At 51.2% G+C, this 20,161-nt stretch carries 15 protein-coding genes; 8 read left to right on the top strand and 7 right to left on the bottom strand.

Annotated features, from left to right (window positions below):
* Positions 1 to 245: 245 nt before the first annotated feature.
* The 8 genes from yyaC to GPK83_RS01095 all read left to right on the top strand — a co-directional run bounded on the left by yyaC (position 246) and on the right by GPK83_RS01095 (position 10,704).
* Complete coding sequence (yyaC, locus tag GPK83_RS01130; protein ID WP_215703796.1) at positions 246 to 848, top strand: spore protease YyaC; 603 nt, start codon at positions 246 to 248, stop codon at positions 846 to 848.
* A gap of 131 nt (positions 849 to 979) precedes the next feature.
* On the top strand, positions 980 to 2,380 hold the full coding sequence (locus GPK83_RS01125; protein WP_215703795.1) for a LysM peptidoglycan-binding domain-containing protein: 1,401 nt from the start codon (positions 980 to 982) through the stop codon (positions 2,378 to 2,380).
* A 181-nt stretch (positions 2,381 to 2,561) separates the two neighbouring features.
* Positions 2,562 to 4,007, top strand: a complete 1,446-nt coding sequence (locus GPK83_RS01120; RefSeq protein WP_215703794.1) for a DUF5711 family protein — start codon at positions 2,562 to 2,564, stop codon at positions 4,005 to 4,007.
* Between the two features lie 93 nt (positions 4,008 to 4,100).
* Entirely contained in the window at positions 4,101 to 6,083 is a 1,983-nt protein-coding gene (gene tkt, locus GPK83_RS01115; protein WP_117471035.1) for a transketolase, read from the top strand.
* 171 nt (positions 6,084 to 6,254) lie between these two features.
* A complete protein-coding gene (locus tag GPK83_RS01110) occupies positions 6,255 to 7,196 on the top strand; it encodes an ROK family glucokinase (protein WP_215703793.1) in 942 nt (313 codons plus the stop codon).
* Between the two features lie 312 nt (positions 7,197 to 7,508).
* Complete coding sequence (locus tag GPK83_RS01105; RefSeq protein ID WP_215703792.1) at positions 7,509 to 9,182, top strand: putative manganese-dependent inorganic diphosphatase; 1,674 nt, start codon at positions 7,509 to 7,511, stop codon at positions 9,180 to 9,182.
* A gap of 183 nt (positions 9,183 to 9,365) precedes the next feature.
* The gene (locus tag GPK83_RS01100) at positions 9,366 to 10,112 is read left to right on the top strand and encodes a flavin reductase family protein (protein ID WP_117503576.1); all 747 of its coding nucleotides are present in this window, start codon (positions 9,366 to 9,368) and stop codon (positions 10,110 to 10,112) included.
* Between the two features lie 79 nt (positions 10,113 to 10,191).
* On the top strand, positions 10,192 to 10,704 hold the full coding sequence (locus GPK83_RS01095) for a shikimate kinase (protein ID WP_015552916.1): 513 nt from the start codon (positions 10,192 to 10,194) through the stop codon (positions 10,702 to 10,704).
* Positions 10,705 to 10,813: 109 nt separating this feature from the next.
* Here the strand turns inward: GPK83_RS01095 and GPK83_RS01090 are convergent, their stop codons facing one another.
* The 7 genes from GPK83_RS01090 to GPK83_RS01060 all read right to left on the bottom strand — a co-directional run bounded on the left by GPK83_RS01090 (position 10,814) and on the right by GPK83_RS01060 (position 19,095).
* Entirely contained in the window at positions 10,814 to 11,482 is a 669-nt protein-coding gene (locus GPK83_RS01090) for a cytidylate kinase-like family protein (protein ID WP_021905085.1), read from the bottom strand.
* A 177-nt stretch (positions 11,483 to 11,659) separates the two neighbouring features.
* The gene (locus tag GPK83_RS01085; protein ID WP_120039863.1) at positions 11,660 to 13,018 is read right to left on the bottom strand and encodes an amidohydrolase; all 1,359 of its coding nucleotides are present in this window, start codon (positions 13,016 to 13,018) and stop codon (positions 11,660 to 11,662) included.
* Between the two features lie 244 nt (positions 13,019 to 13,262).
* A complete protein-coding gene (locus tag GPK83_RS01080) occupies positions 13,263 to 14,237 on the bottom strand; it encodes an oligopeptide/dipeptide ABC transporter ATP-binding protein (RefSeq protein ID WP_215703791.1) in 975 nt (324 codons plus the stop codon).
* Complete coding sequence (locus tag GPK83_RS01075; protein WP_215703790.1) at positions 14,222 to 15,250, bottom strand: ABC transporter ATP-binding protein; 1,029 nt, start codon at positions 15,248 to 15,250, stop codon at positions 14,222 to 14,224. The genes GPK83_RS01080 and GPK83_RS01075 overlap by 16 nt, the downstream gene beginning before the upstream one ends.
* A gap of 12 nt (positions 15,251 to 15,262) precedes the next feature.
* A complete protein-coding gene (locus GPK83_RS01070) occupies positions 15,263 to 16,201 on the bottom strand; it encodes an ABC transporter permease (protein ID WP_252196194.1) in 939 nt (312 codons plus the stop codon).
* Positions 16,202 to 16,207: 6 nt separating this feature from the next.
* Positions 16,208 to 17,158, bottom strand: a complete 951-nt coding sequence (locus GPK83_RS01065; protein ID WP_021905090.1) for an ABC transporter permease — start codon at positions 17,156 to 17,158, stop codon at positions 16,208 to 16,210.
* A gap of 236 nt (positions 17,159 to 17,394) precedes the next feature.
* A complete protein-coding gene (locus GPK83_RS01060; RefSeq protein ID WP_215703789.1) occupies positions 17,395 to 19,095 on the bottom strand; it encodes an ABC transporter substrate-binding protein in 1,701 nt (566 codons plus the stop codon).
* Positions 19,096 to 20,161 lie beyond the last annotated feature (1,066 nt).

The following is a 20,161-nucleotide window of genomic DNA, read 5'->3' as shown; positions in this document are numbered from 1 at the left end:
AGGCACTAACGTGCCAAAGATGCGCACTCGCGCGAAGATGTAGATTGTCGCAAGCGACCGCGCGAGGCGCGAGAATGTGCCAAGGCACATTCTTTTTTATAATGGGAGATTTTTGAGAAATTCCATATTACATAAAAATATCGTGAAAAGTAACGAACAGAACGGAGAGGGAATAACATGTATAATCTCTGCGTATTCTGCCTATAATGTCTCATAGAAACCAGCCAGGAAACGGAGTGTTTACCATGAGATTCGGGAGGCGGAAGATCACTTATTATGATACGGAAGCGGGATTTGAAGCGGAGAAATTTGCGGCGAGACTTCTGCTTCTTTTGATGAATGAGATGCGGGCATCTGGCCGCCGCCAGGTGGTGTTTTTGTGCATCGGGACGGACCGGTCCACGGGGGACAGCCTGGGGCCGCTCATCGGTTCACGGCTGGAGGCGGAGGGGATCGGCGATGCGGTGGTGATCGGGACGCTGGAACATCCGGTCCATGCGGTGAATCTTGACCGGACGCTGGAGCATATCGAGGAACATTATCCGGACGCGATCATCATCGCCGTGGATGCCGCCGTTGGCCGTTGGGATCATGTGGGGCTCGTGACACTGGAAAAAGGACCGCTCCGCCCGGGACTGGGCGTTCGGAAGGAGCTTGCCGCCGTGGGTGACATCTCCATTACCGGGATCGTCGGCGGGGCGGAGAGCGGGGATCCCCTGTTTTTGCAGAGCATCCGCCTGTCCATGGTCATGCGCCTGGCGGACTGCATCAGCCGCAGCATCTGTCTCGGGATGCGGATCATTGGGAGACGTGTCGAAAACTTTTCCAGTCAGGCTGCACCGTTTTGACATGTTTTGCGGGTGTATCATGCTATACTTCGGAAAGAATCCGACGAAGCACGGTTTCGTGGTTCGCGTAAATATAGAGGCGGCCGGTATCTGGACATGCCGGCCGCCTGAAGATAGAACGAGGTGACAGCATGGGAGAATTATACAATCCGTTTCCGAAACTTCCGAAAAATATCCGCCAGATCGGTGACACGGACCAGGTGGTCCGGCTGTATGTGGAGGATTATGTAAATACATATTTAAAGCGCCTGTATCCGGCGGGAAACCAGACGCTGCGGGTGGGACTTCTGCTGGGCAGCACGGAAAATTATGACGGGACGCCGTATATCTTTATTGATGGGGCCATCGAGATGGAGGACGTGGAGGTGTCCGGGGAGAAGATAGAATTCTCGGAGAATGCCTGGAAGAAGGCATACCGGGGAATTGAGGAGTCATTTCCGAAGCGGACGGTCCAGGGATGGTTTATCTGCGGGGCGCCGTCGAGCCAGTTGAGTCCGCTGAATTACTGGAAGCAGCACAACCAGTATTTCAATGGGAAGAACAAGCTTATGTACCTGAATCATGGACTGGAAGGCGAGGAGGCGGTCTATGTCACATCGGAGGACGGATTTTACCGGTTAAAGGGCCACTGTATCTACTATGAGCGGAATCAGATGATGCAGGATTACATGGTGACGCGGAAAGATGTTCGCCGGGTGGAGTCCGGGTCCCACGAGAAGGTCATTAAGGATTTCCGCCAGCGGATGACGGTTCGGAAAGAACAGGCGGATGCCGGACGGCATATGTCCGGAATCCTGGGGACGGCCTGCGGGGTCCTCACGGTGGCGGTGCTGGCAGGAGGTGTGGTCCTCGTCAACAATTATCACAAGATGCGGCAGATGGAGTCTGTGCTGACTTCTGTGGTGCCTGCGGGGACGGCGAACTGGAGTGATTACCTGGACAAGCTGAATCAGGAGCCGGATTTTGTCATCGAGGAGCGCCCGGGAAATGTGTTCCCGACAGAGGCCAGCGGTGAGACCGGGGAAAGTTATGCGGCGGAGACTATGGGGACGACGGAAGCCGCGACGGATACGGAGGCCGCCAGCGTGGACAATCAGACGCAGAATCATAGTACAGGCAGTACAGATGGGCAGCAGGCGCAGTCCACGCCAGGCAGTTCCGGTGGGCAGACGGGCACAGTGAGCCAGCCGTCAGACACCGCGGCGGCAGCCAGCAATGAGACCGCCGCCGCATCCGGTGCTGTAGAGGAGGCAGTTCCGTCCACCAGCGCCGAGTCTCCGACCCAGCCCCGCGTCGGAATGGGAAAAGAGAGTGAACAGAGCAGCACGGAAAGTTCCAAGAAGGAACCCGTCGATTACGCTGCCGCGTCCGCAAACGGCTACCGGATCTATGAGATCGGTGACGGGGAGACGTTATACGGAATCTGCTGGAAAGAGTATGGAAATTTGAAGCGGCTGTCCGAAATCTGCGAACTGAACCACCTGGACAATGTGGACCATATTGTGGCAGGGCAGAAGCTGGTTCTGCCGTAAATTTCAGACTTTTCTCCTGTTAAAAATGTATCAGAACCTGTAAAAATTTTGAAAAATTATCTTGCAGGTCAAGATTGGTTCCGCCCCGCAAAATGAACTGCAATAAAAACAAAGAATTTAATGCGCATCTCCTGAAAATGGTGTATACTAGCCTATATATGTCCATTTTCAGGAGATTTTTATGAGTGATATGCAATCTATGGACAGAGAGAAGAAAAAAAGGCAGCTCAGACAGAATATCGTACAGATGCCGGACAACGGATCGGAAGAACCGATGGATGGTGGCCGGCTTGCCAAATATAAAAGAAAAAAGCGGATCATCGCGGCCGCGGCCGTCTGTTTTCTTGCAGCATTAGGTTTTACCGGCTACCGGTACATGAACGAATATGAGTATACCGGCTACAGCGTCCAGTGGGAGCGGTCCATGCGCTACACAGAAAACTCTGGCGCGGATAAGAAAACACAGGCAGCAGAGACAAGTGCTGCGGCTGACAGTGCAGGGACAGACGGAGCCGGTGAGACTGCTTCGGCAGAAAGCTCCGGCGCTTCCGGGGCGGGAAGCGGAACCCCAGATGAGACGGCGTCCGCGGAAACTTCTGCACCGGCAGAAGCGTCAAAAACGGTCGGCGATAGCAGCTTTGTGAAGTTCGCCATGTTCGGCGACAACGTGATCAAGTATACAAAGGACGGCGCTTCCTATATCGATGCCTCCGGCAAAACGATCTGGACCCAGAGCTATGAGATGAAAACACCGATCATCAACATCAACGGGGACTACGCTGTGATCGCGGACCAGCAGGGAAACGAGATGTACATCTGCAGCAAAGAAGGATGTACCGGAACGGCGAAGACACAGCTTCCGATCACGAAAGCAGCGGTATCTGCCCGCGGCGTTGCGGCGGCAGTTGTTGAGGATAGCACGGCGAGCTACATATTCTACTTCAAGAAGGACGGCGAGTCGCTGGGGATCAACATCAAGATGCTCTTATCCGGAGATGGATATCCGGTGGACATCGCGCTTTCTCCAGACGGAAAACAGATCGTCATGTCCGTTATGTATATGAAAAATGGCGCTCTGAAGAACAAGGTGGCGTTCTACGATTTCTCTGAGATCGGAAAAAATGTCAACAACCGTTTTATCGCCGCTTTTGAAGAAGAATTTGATGACAAGATGGTGGGACGCATCCGCTACTTAAATGATCAGACGGTCTGCGCCTTTTCCGATAAAGGGCTGACCTTTATCTCTGTAAAAAATGTGATCCCGGACACAAATGTCACGTTTGTTCCGGTGGATGAAGAGATCCAGAGTATCTGCTACTCAGACAAATATGCGGCTGTCGTTGTCGACAGTACCTCCGGAAGTCCGTACCGGCTTGATGTATACAACACGGATGGAAAGAAGGTTACAAGCATTGATTTTGACTACGCCTACACAGGCGTCCTCATTGACGGAGACAGGCTTATCCTGTATAATGAGGAATCGTGCAGGGAATACAACCTGGACGGACACGAGAGGTTTAACGGACAGTTTGACTTTTCTGTATCGCTCGTAAGAGCAGGCAAAAATCGTACCAATTCTCTGATTACCGCAGGCAGCGAGGTAATGAAAGAGATTAAATTAAGGTAAATAAATGTAATAGTGAAAACATGTTACAACACTGATAACTGTGAAGAAAATGAACAGTTACCACACCTATGGATTATCAGGAGGAATGAAACAATGAACACTATCGACAATCTGGCGATCAATTCCATCAGAATTTTATCCGCAGATGCGATCCAGAAGGCAAATTCCGGCCATCCGGGACTTCCCCTCGGCAGTGCGCCGATGGCTTATGAGCTCTGGGCACACCACATGAACCACAATCCGGCAAACCCGGAGTGGGCAAACCGTGACCGCTTTATCTTATCCGGCGGACATGGCTCCATGCTGTTGTATTCCCTGCTTCACCTGTTCGGATACGGTCTTACAAAGGAAGACCTTATGAACTTCCGTCAGGTCGGATCCCTGACTCCGGGACATCCGGAATACGGCCACACCGTAGGTGTTGAGGCTACAACAGGACCGTTAGGCGCAGGTATGGGCATGGCTGTTGGTATGGCAATGGCTGAGAAGCATCTGGCATCCGTATTCAACAAGGAAAGCTACCCGGTTGTCGATCACTTCACATATGTACTCGGCGGCGACGGCTGCATGATGGAGGGAATTTCCTCTGAGGCATTCTCCCTTGCAGGAACACTTGGACTTGGTAAACTTATCGTTCTCTACGATTCCAACCGCATCTCCATCGAGGGAAGCACAGACATCGCATTCCGCGAGAACGTGGAAGAGCGCATGAAAGCATTCGGCTTCCAGACAATTACCGTTGAAGACGGAACAGATATCGACGCTATCGGCGCAGCAATTGAGGTTGCAAAGGCTGATACTGAGCATCCGTCCTTCATCACCATCAAGACTGAGATCGGCTTCGGCTGCCCGGCTAAACAGGGCAAGGCAAGCGCCCACGGCGAGCCGTTAGGTGTTGACAACATCAAAGCAATGAGAGAGACTCTCGGCTGGCAGTATGAGGAACCGTTCTTTGTGCCGGAAGAGGTCTATGAGCATTATTCCCGTCTTGCAGAGGAGAAGGCAGACGTTGAGGCAGCATGGAACGCTATGTTTGCCGCATACTGCGACGAGTACCCGGAGATGGAGAAGCTCTGGGAGCAGTACCACACAGCTCCGGACGCAAAGGCACTGATCGAGAACGAGGCACTCTGGCTCACAAAAGACAAGGCAGAGGCAACACGTTCCCTTTCCGGCAAGATGATCAACATCTTAAAGGACATCATGCCGAACATGATCGGCGGTTCCGCTGACCTTGCTCCGTCCAACAAGACAGCCATGAAGGATGCGGGCGACTTCTCCGCAGAGAACCCGGCAGGCAGAAACCTCCACTTCGGCGTAAGAGAGCTTGCGATGACAGCGATCGGCAACGGTATCATGCTTCACGGCGGTCTCCGCGCTTATGTTGCGACATTCTTCGTGTTCAGTGATTATGTAAAACCGATGGCGAGACTTTCCGCACTGATGGGAGTTCCGCTGACATTTGTTCTGACTCACGACAGCATCGGCGTTGGCGAAGACGGACCGACCCACGAGCCGATCGAGCAGCTCGCTATGTTCCGCGCAATGCCGAACTTCCATGTATTCCGTCCGTGTGACGCGACAGAGACATCCGCAGCATGGCTGTCCGCAGTAACATCTGAGAAGACACCGACAGCGCTTGTCCTTTCCAGACAGAACCTCAATCCGATCCCGGGAAGCAGCAAGGACGCGTTAAAGGGCGGCTATGTGATCGATGACTGCGAGGGAACACCGGACGCAATCCTGATCGCAAGCGGTTCTGAGGTTGATCTTGCGGTTAAGGCGAAAGCAGAGCTTACAGCTGAAGGCAAGAAGATCCGCGTCGTATCCATGCCGTGTATGGATATCTTCGAGGAGCAGAGCGCAGAGTACAAGGAGTCCGTACTTCCGAAGGAAGTCAGAAGAAGAGTTGTCGTTGAGGCACTTTCCGACTTCGGCTGGGGCAAGTATGTCGGCCTCGACGGAGCTTATGTGACCATGAAGAGCTTCGGAGCAAGCGGTCCGGCAGCAAAACTGTTTGAGAAGTTTGGATTTACGGTTGAGAATGTTGTAAATACTGTAAAGACCCTGTTCTAATCAGATAGATGGAAAATGCGGCAGCCCGATGTGAAATGGGCGGCTGTGAAAAATAGGGGCTGGCGCCTGGACTATGGGGCGGCAGCTCCGCAAGGTCGTGTGCTGTCCGGACAGATGGCTGAAAGCCGTTGTTGGACGGATAGCGGAAAATCAGGGAAAAGGGGAGCACACATGAGTTTAAAGTGTATTGGAATCGATATCGGCGGAACAAGCGTGAAGCTCGGTATCTTTGAGGAAGACGGAACTCTCGTAAAGAAGTGGGAGATTCCGACAAGAAAAGAGGAGAACGGAAAGTATATCCTGGGCGATATTGCGGCTTCGATCCGCAGAATGGCAAAGGAAAGCGGTCTGGAACTCTCTGATTTTTCCGGGGCGGGAATGGGATTCCCTGGACCGGTTCTTCCGAACGGACACTGCGAAGTGTGTGTAAACCTCGGCTGGAAGGCCGGAAATCCGCAGCAGGAGCTCAGCAGACTGCTGGATGGTATGGTCGTAAAAAGCGGAAATGACGCGAACGTCGCGGCTCTCGGTGAGATGTGGCAGGGAGGCGGAAAAGGCTACAAAAACCTTGTCATGGTAACTCTGGGAACCGGCGTCGGCGGCGGCATTATCCTGAATGAAAAGATCTGGACCGGCGAACAGGGGGTCGGCGGTGAGATCGGCCATATCCACGTGATGGAAGGTGAAACAGAGGCGTGCAACTGCGGCGGCCACGGTTGTCTGGAGCAGGTCGCTTCCGCGACAGGAATCGCCAGAACCGCAAGAAGACTGCTGGCGGCAGATAACCGCCCGTCCACTCTCAGAAGCTTAAAGAACATCAGCGCGAAGAACGTGCTGGATGCGGCGAAGGCGGGAGATGCGCTTGCACTGGAATCCCTCAATAAGTCCTGCTATTACCTTGGCTGGGCTCTTGCGACGATCTCCATGGTTCTGGATCCACAGGCATTCCTGATCGGCGGCGGTGTATCCAAGGCCGGAACATTCCTGACTGATATTATTAAGAAGTACCACGATGAATTATCTCCGATGGCAACAAAGAAGGCGGACATCGTCCTTGCGAAGCTTGGAAATGATGCCGGAATCTACGGTGCCGCGAAGCTGATCATCGGATAAAAAAAGAGAGAGTCCGGTGACGGACTCCCTTTTTGCTGTGAACGCACATAGCGCATGTATGGGTGAAAAAGAAGAATGTCCGCCATAAGCGGACACACATTACCTCTAAAAAAGAGGAGACCCCGGTCGCGACAACCGGGGCAATTATGAAAAATCTATGTGCAATTTGTCTAGTTGGTTAAGTCAAACGACTTTTTGTTTATGCAATAAGTATAAAAAACAAATATGAACAAATTGTGAACGAACTATGAAGTTATTGTAACACATTCTTATTTGTACGTCTGAGAAAAACGCAATAGAAGGAGAAGATCAATGGCAGTTGAAGAACTGAAAAAAACACTTGTCCTGGGACACAGAAATCCTGACACGGATTCCATCTGCTCAGCCATCTGCTATGCTGGTTTCAAGCATCAGCTTACCGGCGAGAATTATGAGCCGTGCCGTGCCGGAAATGTAAACCCGGAGACACAGTATGTGTTGGATTATTTTAAATTAAAGGCCCCGCGCCTCGTGGAGAACGTCAAGACGCAGGTCAAGGACATCGAGATCCGCAAGACAAAAGGTGTGTCCCGTGGAATTTCCTTAAAGAATGCATGGGGACTCATGCAGGAGAACAACGTCGTCACACTTCCGTGTGTGACGGAGGAAGGTCTCCTGGAGGGCGTTATCACGATCGGCGATATCACCAAGTCCTACATGAACTTATATGACAGCAGCATTATCTCAAAAGCGTGCACGAAGTACGCGAACATCCTTGATACTCTGGAAGGAAGTATGATAGTCGGAGATTCTGAGGCATATTTTGACTGCGGAAAAGTCCTGATCGCGGCTGCCAACCCGGATCTGATGGAGAACTACATCGAGAAACATGACCTGGTCATTCTCGGAAACCGTTATGAGTCCCAGCTTTGCGCCATCGAGATGGAAGCAGGCTGCATTATCGTTTGTGAGGGCGCAGGCGTATCCCTTACGATCCGCAAACTGGCACAGGAGCGCGGCTGTGCAGTCATTACGACACCGTATGACACCTACACAACAGCCCGTCTGATCAACCAGTCCATGCCGATCAGCTACTTTATGACAAAGGAAAACATCATCGAATTCTCCGAGGAAGATTACCTCGACGATATCCGCGAGATCATGGCGAGCAAGAGACACCGCGATTTCCCGATTCTTGATTCTGACGGAAAGTACATCGGCATGATCTCCAGACGTAACCTCTTAGGCGCAAAGGGAAAGAGTATCATCCTTGTGGACCACAACGAGAAGAGCCAGGCCGTAGAGGGCATGGAGAGCGCCGATATCCGCGAGATCATCGACCACCATCGTCTCGGAACTGTTGAGACCATGTCCCCGGTATTCTTCAGAAACCAGCCCCTCGGCTGCACCGCGACCATCATCTACCAGATGTACCAGGAGAACCACATAGAGATCGACAAGACAACGGCAGGACTCTTATGCAGTGCGATCATCTCCGATACCCTGTTATTCCGTTCCCCGACCTGCACGCCGATCGATAAGGCAGCCGGACTCGCCCTTGCGCAGATCGCTGGTCTCGATATCGAGAAGTACGCCATCGACATGTTCTCCGCAGGAAGCAACCTGAAGGGAAAATCCGACGGCGATATTTTCTACCAGGATTTTAAGAGATTCACAGTAGGAAATTCCGTATTCGGAATCGGCCAGATCACCTCCTTAAATGCAGTGGAGCTCAAGGATCTGAGAACAAGAATGTCCGCATACACGGAGAAAGAGAGAGAGCAGCATGAGATCGACATGATGTTCTTCATGCTCACAAACATTCTGACAGAGTCCACAGATCTGATCTGCACCGGACAGGGAGCGGAGCAGCTTATTGCCAATGCGTTCCATGTAAAGGATGAGGATATGGAGAACGTCAGCGGACAGACCGGAATCGTGAAGCTTCCGGGCGTTGTTTCCAGAAAGAAACAGCTTGCGCCGCAGATCATGATGGCATTACAGTAGTAAATTTTTTGCAGCAGCCCGGTTGTCTGACACGGTCGGATCGGGAGAAGTCATGACCGGGCTGCCGTATTTATAAGTTGGGAGCAGCAGTTGTTACGCATTTGAAAGGAAGTGCGGATGGCAGACACTGCAGGTGTGAGAGGCCGGAAAGGTCGCGATTGAAGAAAGGCAGGATCTGTAAAGATGGGAAAACGACAGTTTAAACCAGGAAATATGCTGTACCCGGTTCCGGCTGTCCTTGTGACGGTGGCTGACCGGGAAGGAAATTCGAATATTTTTACGGTGGCATGGGCGGGAACCATCTGTACGAATCCGCCGATGCTGTCCATCAGTGTCCGGCCGGAACGACACTCCTACCATATGATGAAGGAAACTGGGGAGTTCGTCGTAAACCTGACGACGGAGTCCATGGCCTGGGCGACAGACTACTGCGGCGTGCGCTCCGGGCGCGACGTGGATAAGTGGAAAGAGACCGGGCTGACCCCGGAGAAGGCGAACGTGGTGGATGTACCGGTGATCAAAGAGAGCCCGGTGAACATCGAGTGCCGCGTTGTGAAGGTGGAAGAGCTGGGAAGCCATCATATGTTTATCGCCGATGTTGTGGCGGTGGATGTGGATGAGGCGTACATGGATGAAAAGGACACCTTCCATCTTTCCATGGCGAAGCCGTTAGCCTATTCCCATGGAAGATATTATGGGATGGGCGAGGAGCTGGGAAGCTTCGGGTACAGCGTGAGAAAGCAGGAAAAGGGTGCGAAGGCTGGCAGGAAAACTTCAAAATCAGCGGAAAAAGCCGGAGGTGCCGGGAAAGTTCGAAAGTCTGCAGACGTGAACGGCGGAAAGAAAGCAACTACCCGGCCGGAACAAACCAGAAAGGCGAATAGTCAGAAATCCGACGGTCCGCGGAATGATAAGAAGAGACAGAAGTAGTCTGCAGAGTGACTGCAGTCATACGGAACAGTTAACCAGAGATAATTACAGCGACAGACAAAAGAGCGAGGCATAAGTTATGAAGAAAAAAAATATTCTGATGATCGGAATGCCGGCGTCCGGAAAGAGCACCATCGGCGTGCTGCTTGCGAAGCGTCTTGGATATTCCTTCGTGGATGTGGATCTTGTGATCCAGGAGAAGACCGGAAAGCTTTTGAAGGAGATCATCGCGGAAGAGGGCGATGACGGTTTCCTGCGTGTCGAGGAGCAGGCGAATCTGGATCTCGATGTAGAGAAGTCCGTGATTGCGCCGGGCGGAAGCGTGATCTATGAGGCGAAGGCCATGGAACACTACAAAGAGACCGCGACGATCGTTTATCTGAAACTTTGCTATGAGGATCTGGAATCACGTCTCGGAAACCTTGTGGACCGCGGTGTTGTCTTAAAGGACGGCATGACACTCAGGGATCTCTACAATGAGAGACTTCCGTACTACGAGAAATATGCGGACATCACACTGGATGAGACCGGAAAAGAGTTCGGTGAGCTGGTGGATGAGCTGAGAGCGTATTTTGAGAATTTAGAGAAATAAAATATCCCCGCCGCATGAGAGAGAGGGGAACGCGGCGGGGAACCCGGGCACGGGGACAGGATTGGAAAAACCCCGGTGCCGGTATTACAAAATTAAGTGAAATAGCATATCAAATATCTTTTCCGATACTCTTCATATATTCTTTGAAATCATCCCCAAATTTCAACTTCATACACTCGAGAACAAGCTTTACGCAGCGATCGTCACCGAGTCTGGCATTGTTGAAGGTCAGATCGTAGTTTACCGGATTTGTCCAGTAGTTGCCGCCGGTGTAATACTTATAGTAGTCCGCGCGGTACTTGTCCGTTTTCGTGATCAGATGGTGCGCTTCCTCGACAGTAATGTCATCCATGCGTTCCATGACACGGCGCAGGGTATAGCTTCTCGGTGCCTCCACATAAATGCTGACCACGTTGTCATAGTCCTTTAAGATATAATCGGCGCACTTTCCGACGATCACGCAGGATTCCGAAGCGGCAAGCTTCTCGATGATGATCTTCTGGTACTCGAAGAGCCGGTCATCTGAAGTAAATCTCGATAACTCACCGGTCGGTGAATGGCGTTTCGGCAGTGCCTGAAGCTGTTTCGTGATCAGACTGCCGTTTAAGGTCTCGTCGGCCTCTTTAAAGTAATGTTCCGGATAACCGCTGTACTGGGAAGCGAGCGTCAGGATACGGTTGTCGTAGCTGTGGATATTCAGCTCATCTGCCAGCTTGGCGGCGATTGCACGTCCGCCTGAACCGAATCCTCTGGCAACTGTGATAACAAAGTTTTTCATACAAGATCTCCCGTCCTTTCCGTAAATTTAACGCAGATAAAAGCAGAATAAATGTTTGATAAGACCGGTTGAAATATTGCACTCAGTCGAAGTTACAAAATGTGCGGAATTACTGCCAGATGTATACATTTGCAATGATGACAGCAAGAAAAGTCAAGTGGCAGGTTGGGCACAAATCTATTTTGTAAAGTTAAGAGTGATCGTACCGTCCTCGTTGTATACAACAGCATCCTTATCCATGGTGATCGCATCGATAGCGGCAAGATACTCTTCTTTTGACTTGAAATACGGTTTTGCTTCCGCGATGACTTTCTTTCCGAGAGAGGCATCGTCCGCAAGAAGCTTTGCGGCGGTGAGCACAAGGCATTCTGCCGGATAGAGACAGCCGAGCTTCTTATCCTGAACATAGTAATCTTTGCCATGACCTGTTCCGATGGAACCGTTTGCGTGCGGGTGAAGGACCGGCATGATAGCGGACACATCGCCCATATCGGTGCTGCCGGTTCCCCAGCCGCCCTCAACGACGCTGTCAGGGCCTGCAACAGTCTCCATAGCCTCTTTCATGACAGCGGCCATATTTTTATCGTTATTTAACGGGAAGTAGCCCGGATGGTCATCAAGCTCCACATTGCAGCCGATGGCGGCGGCGGAAGCGGCGAGAGCCTGATTTACTTTTGTATTGTATTTGCGGATCGCGTCGAAGGAAGCTCCGCGCACATAGGATTCCACCTTCGCTGTCTCCGGGATCGCATTGACGGCGAGACCGGCCTCTGTGATGATCGGGTGAAAACGGATATGGTCATTGTCTGTGAATGTCTCACGAAGGGCATTGACGGAGTTTAAAGCGCAGGTTGCGGCGTAGAGGGCATTTCTGCCGTTCTCCGGCGAGCCGCCTGCGTGGGCGGAAATTCCTTTGAATGTGATATTTTTTGTGACACAGCCGTTGCATCCGTCGCTGATGGAGAGCGCTTTTCCTTCCGGGAGCTTGCCGGAATGGATCATCATCGCCATATCGACACCGTCAAAGTATCCACGATGGATGAATTCAACTTTTCCGCCGAAATATTTGATGATGCCCTGTTTTCTTAAGCTTTCGCGGTATCCAAGCTCAATAAGCTCCTCAGCCGGAACGGAGATGAAACGGATGGATCCGCAGAGACCGTCGAGAGCGCCCGGCTCCTTTAAGGCAGCGGCAGTTCCGAGAAGAACGGCACACTGGGCATGATGGCCGCAGGCGTGGACGTAATGGGTCTCCGGATCACAGCACGGGTGGTTTGCAACGATCAGGGAGTCCAGCTCGCCGAGGATCGCGATCTTCGGACCCGGCTTTCCTGTGTCGAGATCTGTGTAGAATCCAGGGATGTTGCCGGCTTTTGTAAGTGCGTATCCAAGCTCCTCAAAATGCTGTTCCATGTAGGCGGAAGTCTTCCACTCACGGAATCCTGTCTCCGGATGTGCCCAGATATGGTCAGCGGTGTCATAGATCAGTTTTTCGTATTTTTCGACGAGAGAAATTAATTTTTTAGAATCTACCATTGTTTTATTACTCCTTTATAAAAAAGTCAGGTAACTGTTCAGCAGGTCTGCGCATTTACTGCGCTGACCGTAAGAAAACTTAGACTAGAAGGCAAAAATCCTATCGGCACAGCCGATGTGGAATGGATTTTTGCGCGTAACTGTGAGGAATGAACAGTTACAAAGCCAGTTATGAATCTGCCAGGTGCAGAAAAAGCTGAAACGGGTACTTTCCTGTCCGGACAGGTGCTGCGGATGTGAAAGCTTATTCGTACAGGAAACAAGCCACCATATGTCCGTCGCCGGTGTCCACAAGCTTTGGAATTTCTTTCTTACAGCGCTCCGTGCAGTGCGGACAGCGGCCTGCGAGCGGGCAGCCTACCTGATCCCCGATCGGGCTCGGGATATCGCCGGTGAGCGGCAGGCGCTCTTTTTTCTCAAACGGGCTTTCCGGCGGGATCGCGGAGAGCAGCGCCTGGGTGTACGGATGCTTCGGATCCGCGTAGATTCCCTCCGAAGTGTAGAACTCCATGACACGTCCCAGATACATGATCATGATCCGGTCGCTGATGTATTTGATGATTCCGAGGTCATGAGAGATGAACACATATGTCAGGTTAAACTGCTTCTGCAGGCGGCGGAAGAGGTTGATGACCTGTGCCTGGATCGAAACGTCCAGAGCGGATACCGGCTCGTCGCAGACGATGATCTTCGGCTCCATGGAGAGGGCGCGGGCAATGTTCACACGCTGTCTCTGGCCGCCAGAGAACTCGTGGGGATAGCGCTCCATGTGCTGGATGTCGAGACCGACCTCCTGAAGAGACTCTAATGCTTTCTGGCGGCGCTCTCTTGCGGTGTCACCGATGTGGTGGACCTTCATCGCTTCTTCAATAGAGTAGGAAGCTGTTTTTCTCGGGTCCAGAGAGGAATACGGATCCTGAAAGATCATCTGGATGTCCCTGCGGGCTGCCTCACGCTCATAGACCGGCAGATTCCAGAGATCCTTGCCATTGTAGGTGATCGTTCCGGCGGACGGCTTGTGGAGCTTTACAAGACAGCGTCCAAGTGTGGATTTGCCGCATCCGGACTCACCGATGATGCCAAGGGTTTCACCCTCATAAATATCAAAAGAAACATCGCTCAATGCGTGGAGAAGCTTACTCTTTTCCCCTATTTTTTTTCCGCGGATCACGAAATCCTTACTGAGATGATCGACGCTCATGATTACATTTTTTTGCATGTCACATTCACTTCCCCTCGTGTTAATCTGTGCTCGCCGTCCTGTCTGTGGCATGCCACGAAATGTCCGGGAGCGACTTCCTTAAGCGGTGGTACCTGCTGTTTACAGATCTCCGTCACGTAAGGACAGCGGTTATAAAAGTTGCAGCAGTGGCCGGTAAGGCGGAGATCCGGCGGTGCGCCCGGGATCGTCTTTAAGTCCTCCTTCGTGGAGCTGCTGAGTTTCGGCATGGAGTCTAAAAGACCCCAGGTGTACGGGTGAAGCGGCTCTTTGTAGAGCGTCTTTGTATCCGCGTATTCTACGGTATTTCCTGCATACATGACCATGACGGTGTCGCACATCTCCCAGACAACGCCAAGGTTGTGGGTGATGAGTAAGATCGCTGTGTTGAGCTTCTTCTGGAGATCCTTTAAAAGCTCAAGAACCTGTGCCTGTACGGTCACATCGAGGGCGGTCGTCGGCTCGTCAGCGATGATGAGCTTCGGATGTCCGCAGACAGCCATGGCGATGATGACACGCTGGCACATACCTCCGGAAAGCTCGTGAGGATAGGCATCCATCCGTTTCTCGGCTTCCGGGATGCCGACAAGCTTCAAGGCTTCAACGGCTTTGTTCCAGGCCTCCTTTTTGCTGACCTTTTCATGCTCTCTGATCATTTCCACCATCTGGTGGCCGATCTTGAATACCGGATCGAGGGAAGTCATCGGGTTCTGGAAGATCATGCAGCACTCATCGCCGCGGAACTTTTCCATCTGTGCCTCGGAGAGATTCCGGATGTCCACACCGTCGAAGATGATGGAGCCATCTACGATCTTTCCGGTCTTTGCCGGCATGAGCCGCATCACGGAAGCGCTTGTGACGCTCTTTCCAGAACCGGATTCACCGACGATCCCCATGGTCGTGCCCTGACGCAGGCTGAAGCTTACACCATCGACAGCCTTGGAAACACCGCTTGCCTGATAGAAATATGTTTTTAATCCATTTACTTCTAAAATAACATCGTTTTCACTCATAACCTGCACCTCCTACTGTTTCATTTTCGGATCCATGACATCACGGATACCATCGCCCAACAGGTTGAAACCGATAACGGTCACGAGGATAAACGCGCCTGCGGTTCCCGCAACGTGCGGGGCGGTTGTCAGACAGTCACGGCCGACACGGAGAATGCTGCCCCAGGAGGCGGTCGGAAGCGCGATGCCGAGTCCTAAGAAGCTTAAGGACGCCTCGGAGATAATGGCACTTGCGATACGGAGTGTCGCGTAAACGATGATCTGGGATACACAGTTCGGCAAAATATGTAAGAACAGGAGTCTTACCGGGGAAACACCGACAACGCGGCAGGCGTTGCAGTATTCTTCTTCCTTTACGATCAGTACCTGGCCTCTTGTGACACGGGCAAATCCCGGCACGCTTGCGATGCCGATGGCCAGAATGACGTTCATGACGCCGTTTCCTAAAACGGTGATCAGGATCATGGCTAACAGGATGAACGGGAAGGAGAACATGCCGTCCATGATCCGCATGAACACCGCATCGATCCATCCGCCGAAATATCCGGCGGTAAGTCCGATAAGGACGCCGATGATCGCGCCGACGATGGTGGCACCTACGGCAACGATCATGGAAATACGGGAGCCGTAGATGATACGGGACAGGATATCACGGCCAAGGTCATCTGTGCCGAAGAGATGTCCGGGAGTGCCGATTCCCTTAAACGGCAAGATCGGGTTGATCGCGTTCGGGTCATATGGCGCGATGAGCGGGGCAAATACAGCGATGACTACCATAAAAGCCACGATGAAGAAGCCAACGAGGGCTGTTTTGTTTCTCGCTAATTTATGCCAGGCATTGTTTGCGTTCCGCTCTTTTACGAGCATTGCGATATTGGCATCCATTCCAAGCGCCTCACCGGAAACAACGGAGGACGCGGCAGCAGGTTTTTTCTTTTTTGATAATGTCATGGCTCATCACCCCTTTTCCAGTTTAACTTTCGGATTCAGAATCGCGTAGGCGATATCGACCAGCATGTTGCAGAAGACGAACATGATCGCGGAGAACAGGACCGCACCCTGGATCAGGGAATAATCACGGTTGTTGATCGCAGTGTTGATCATGGTTCCCATGCCCGGCCAGGAGAAGATTCCCTCGGTGATGATGGCACCGGTGAAGGTTCCGGCGATCTGCAGACCTAAAACTGTGATGAGCGGCGGGAGAGCATTCTTTAATCCATGGATCAGGATGACTTTGAGTTTTTTGATTCCACGGGCTCTGAGACATCGGATGTAGTCGCTGCTCATGATATCGATCATGCTGGAACGCATGGTTCTCGCAAAGGTTGCCATCGGGATCGTCGCGAGACAGAAGCCGGGAAGGATCATGTGGCTCACAACATCGCCGAAGCCTTTGGAGAGATCGCCCATACCCATAACAGGCAGAAGATTCATTTTAACGGAAAACTGAAGAACCAGCATGAGTGCCAGCCAGAAGATCGGCATGGACACACCTACGAGCGTGATGACCATGACAATGTAATCGAAGATCGTATTCTGCTTTAATGCAGCAATGATACCAACGCTGGTTCCGATGATGAAAGCGAAGAGAAGTGCTGTCAGCGTCAGGGTCAATGTATTCGGAATTCTGGAAGTGATGAGTGGAAGAACGTCCTGACGGTAGCTGTAGGAATAACCAAAGTCACCGTGGACAAGTCCGCCAAGGTAGAGGGCGTACTGCTCAGGGAGCGATTTGTCGAGGTTCATCTCGGCTCTCATAGCTTCGATGTCCTCCGCATTTGCCTCGATACCTAAGATCGCCACTGCCGGATCGCCCGGAAGCATTCGTGTGAGGCAGAAGGTAAGTGTGACGACGACCAGAAGTGTGGGGATCGTCTGCAATAATCGTTTTATGATGATCTTTCCCATATAAATCCAATCCTTTCATAGCTGTCCTGTTCTCTTCACCGGGAAGAATGTGAAAAGAATGGAACAGTTAAATCTCTGTGAGTGTACAGAAAAAGGGAAACAAACTTAGGATTTGCCTCCCCCTTTCTATTTGTGAAATCCGGCTGCTTTGTGTCTTTAGCACTCACGCAGCGACCGCCGGTTTTCGTAATCCGGGCAATCACCCTGCTTACTCAAACCGGTTTGGTCGTCAAATTCTATTTTTCAACCCAGATATTGTTGAATGGTGTTGCGACTAACATCTGGTTGTCAGCACGGAGAACCGCGTCATGTACCTTCGGGGATACTGCCCAGTTCCGGCACTCATATGCGTAGTAGATACCGGTGTATTCGTTCATAACCTTCTCGATGGCCTTTTTGTAAGCTTCCGCACGTTTTGCATTATCAGTAGAACCAAAGCCCTCATTTAAGAGTTCATCCATCTCCGGATCATCGTAGCCACCTGCATTGGAGGAAGCGTGGATCGTCTGGGTACTGAAGAACTTTCCAAGGAATCCGTAAGGATCCGGATCGCTGTTCCAGCTTACACCGTAGCTGTTTACAACATCGGACTGCCAGGAATCAACAACCGCTGCGGACCAGTCGGCCATGGTGGAAGACTTGATATCAAGTGTTACACCGATCTGGCTCCAGTAGTACTGTAACATCTGTGCCATTTTCTCGCGGTAGGTAGTGGAACCAATGTAAAGGCTCATGGTAAAGCCATCCGGGTAGCCTGCTTCCGCGAGGAGCTTCTTTGCACCTTCCGGATCGTAGGATGGTACAAGATCATTGTATGCAGTGTCATAAGCGAAAGAGTATACCGGAAGCGGCTGATAAGCTCTTGTGCCTTCTCCGTACTGATAGATACCGGCTACCATGGAGTCGATATCGACAGCCATTGTGAGTGCTTTTCTGACATCAGCGTTTGCGGTCGGTCCATTCTGCATGTTGAAGCGGACATAGGTGACAGCGGAACTCGGGGCCTGAAGTAAGAGGTCCGCGTCCTGCGCACGCTTGATAGCTTCACCCTGAAGATACATCGCGATGTCGACCTCACCGGTCTGGACTGCGTTGATTGCCTGATTTGAATCGGAGATGATTCGGAACTCAATACCGTCTACGTTCGGCTCTGGGCCCCAGTAATTCTCATTTTTCTTTAATGTGACTTTTTCATCGGTTACAATTTCTTCCAGTGTGAAAGCACCTGTGCCGACGATGTGGGAACCGAAGTCTTCTCCCCAGCCTTCAACTTCCTCTTTCGGGAGGATCGCGTTTCCGATACCGGCTAACTGGGAGATAAACGGTCCTGCAACGGATTTCATGTGGATAACGACCTGTGTCGGGCTTGTAGCTTCGCAGTAATCGAAGAAATCACGGCAGATACGGTCTGTGGTACTCTCCTCTTTACTTCGTTCAAGAGAGTATACAACATCATCCGCGGTCATTTTTCTTCCGTCCTGGAATTTACCTTTCTGGAAGTATACATCATCACGGAGGTTGATGGTGTAGGTCAGGCCGTCATCACTGACAGTGTAATCAGTTGCCAGACTCGGGATCACCTCTTTGTAATCCTTATCCCAGACAAACAGGGTATCGAGAACATTGTACATAATGTGGTTTTCGTACATGGTTGAGTAGGCTTTCGGATCAAGAGTGCGTGGGGATGAAGGCATTGACACAACAAGCGTTCCGCCTTTTACTGCTTCGCCGTCGCTTGAGCCGACCGCGATACCGCCGCCGAGTGTCTGATCCGTGGATTTTGCGTCCGGGGATACCGCATTGGAGGAAGCCGCTGCTGTTTCAGCAGTGGAACCTGCTGCTGTTGTTGAGGATGTCTGGGAACCGCCGCATCCTGCCAGGGAAGATGCTGCCATAACGGCTGCAGCTGCAAGTGCAATAAGTCGTCTCTTCTTCATAAATGAATCTCTCCTCTCTCTTTTCTTTTACGAACGATCCGGGTGGGGAATCTCCGGTGCCGGTGGGTATCCGGCAGTCGCTTCCGGAGAACCGGAGGAACTGCTCGATAATCTTACAGTGAAGTCCGGGTAAAAAAGAAAGGCGCACTTTTGTCAGAAGTTATCGCCTTTGATAGTTGGAATGGATCGTTAATAAAATTATGTGCTTAAGAATAAAACCATAACTTAAAAAAGTCAAGTATTTTTTGAATTCACTTTACTTAATTCGGCACAATAATCAAAAAATAAGAATTATGTAACTTTTGTTTCTACAAAATGGAAAAGACTGTCAATAAAGAGATGATAGATCTGATCTTGGAAAGTCTTTCAGGAGCCGATTTTTGTTCGAACCGGATATGATTGGAAAAAATAGTGACTGGATATAGGAATTTTCAATAGCAAAGATTCTGAAAATAAAATTGACATATGGAAAGAAGTGTGCTAATCTTTAATCCATAAAAATTAAAAACAAAAAGTCGATGAGCAAAGAGAGTACATTCGGAATGAAATCACAGAGAGCTGTCGGTGGTGGAAGACAGTATGGAGTTCCCTATGGAATGGGTTTGTGAGACGCCAGGTGAAAGAGATCCGAGTAGCTGCGGCCGTGATTCCTGCGTTAAAGGATAAGAGTATCGAAAGAGATTTCCGTACTCTGAAATGAGACAGATTGGTGGCAGATATTCCGATGTGGGATAGCTGCTATTTTTGTTTGAAAGTGTTGTCAAGCGGATAGCCAGAATGACGTGCTTGCACGTCAGGCTGGATAGACATTTGACAACCAAGCCTGCATGAGTAAGTAGGGCGATAGCCCGGATTACGAATGGAGGCGGCAACTGTGGGAGTGCCGTAGGCACGGAGCAGTTGGCTTTCGAGGAAGACTGATCTGTGAAATCGGGTGGCACCACGAAAGATTTCGTCCCGGCATAGTGAGAACTATGTCCGGGACTTTTTTTATGTAACAGGAAATTCCGAGGAATTCCCTGTTACATAAAAAGGCACTAACGTGCCAAAGATGCGCACTCGCGCG

The organism is Clostridium sp. MCC328 (assembly GCF_018785465.1).
Taxonomy (GTDB): Bacteria; Bacillota; Clostridia; order Lachnospirales; family Lachnospiraceae; genus Pilosibacter; species Pilosibacter fragilis.
The sequence above is the reverse complement of the archived record's forward strand: the minus strand, read 5'-3'. Positions and strand labels throughout refer to the sequence as shown.

Excerpts from the sequence above, each read along its gene's own strand:
- GPK83_RS01070 (WP_252196194.1), bottom strand. The coding sequence starts at position 16,201 with ATGACATTATCAAAAAAGAAAAAACCTGCTGCCGCGTCCTCCGTTGTT.
- GPK83_RS01125 (WP_215703795.1), top strand. The coding sequence starts at position 980 with ATGGGAGAATTATACAATCCGTTTCCGAAACTTCCGAAAAATATCCGC.
- GPK83_RS01060 (WP_215703789.1), bottom strand. The coding sequence starts at position 19,095 with ATGAAGAAGAGACGACTTATTGCACTTGCAGCTGCAGCCGTTATGGCA.
- GPK83_RS01065 (WP_021905090.1), bottom strand. The coding sequence starts at position 17,158 with ATGGGAAAGATCATCATAAAACGATTATTGCAGACGATCCCCACACTT.
- yyaC (WP_215703796.1), top strand. The coding sequence starts at position 246 with ATGAGATTCGGGAGGCGGAAGATCACTTATTATGATACGGAAGCGGGA.
- GPK83_RS01095 (WP_015552916.1), top strand. The coding sequence starts at position 10,192 with ATGAAGAAAAAAAATATTCTGATGATCGGAATGCCGGCGTCCGGAAAG.
- GPK83_RS01085 (WP_120039863.1), bottom strand. The coding sequence starts at position 13,018 with ATGGTAGATTCTAAAAAATTAATTTCTCTCGTCGAAAAATACGAAAAA.
- GPK83_RS01105 (WP_215703792.1), top strand. The coding sequence starts at position 7,509 with ATGGCAGTTGAAGAACTGAAAAAAACACTTGTCCTGGGACACAGAAAT.
- tkt (WP_117471035.1), top strand. The coding sequence starts at position 4,101 with ATGAACACTATCGACAATCTGGCGATCAATTCCATCAGAATTTTATCC.
- GPK83_RS01080 (WP_215703791.1), bottom strand. The coding sequence starts at position 14,237 with ATGCAAAAAAATGTAATCATGAGCGTCGATCATCTCAGTAAGGATTTC.
- GPK83_RS01090 (WP_021905085.1), bottom strand. The coding sequence starts at position 11,482 with ATGAAAAACTTTGTTATCACAGTTGCCAGAGGATTCGGTTCAGGCGGA.
- GPK83_RS01075 (WP_215703790.1), bottom strand. The coding sequence starts at position 15,250 with ATGAGTGAAAACGATGTTATTTTAGAAGTAAATGGATTAAAAACATAT.
- GPK83_RS01100 (WP_117503576.1), top strand. The coding sequence starts at position 9,366 with ATGGGAAAACGACAGTTTAAACCAGGAAATATGCTGTACCCGGTTCCG.
- GPK83_RS01120 (WP_215703794.1), top strand. The coding sequence starts at position 2,562 with ATGAGTGATATGCAATCTATGGACAGAGAGAAGAAAAAAAGGCAGCTC.
- GPK83_RS01110 (WP_215703793.1), top strand. The coding sequence starts at position 6,255 with ATGAGTTTAAAGTGTATTGGAATCGATATCGGCGGAACAAGCGTGAAG.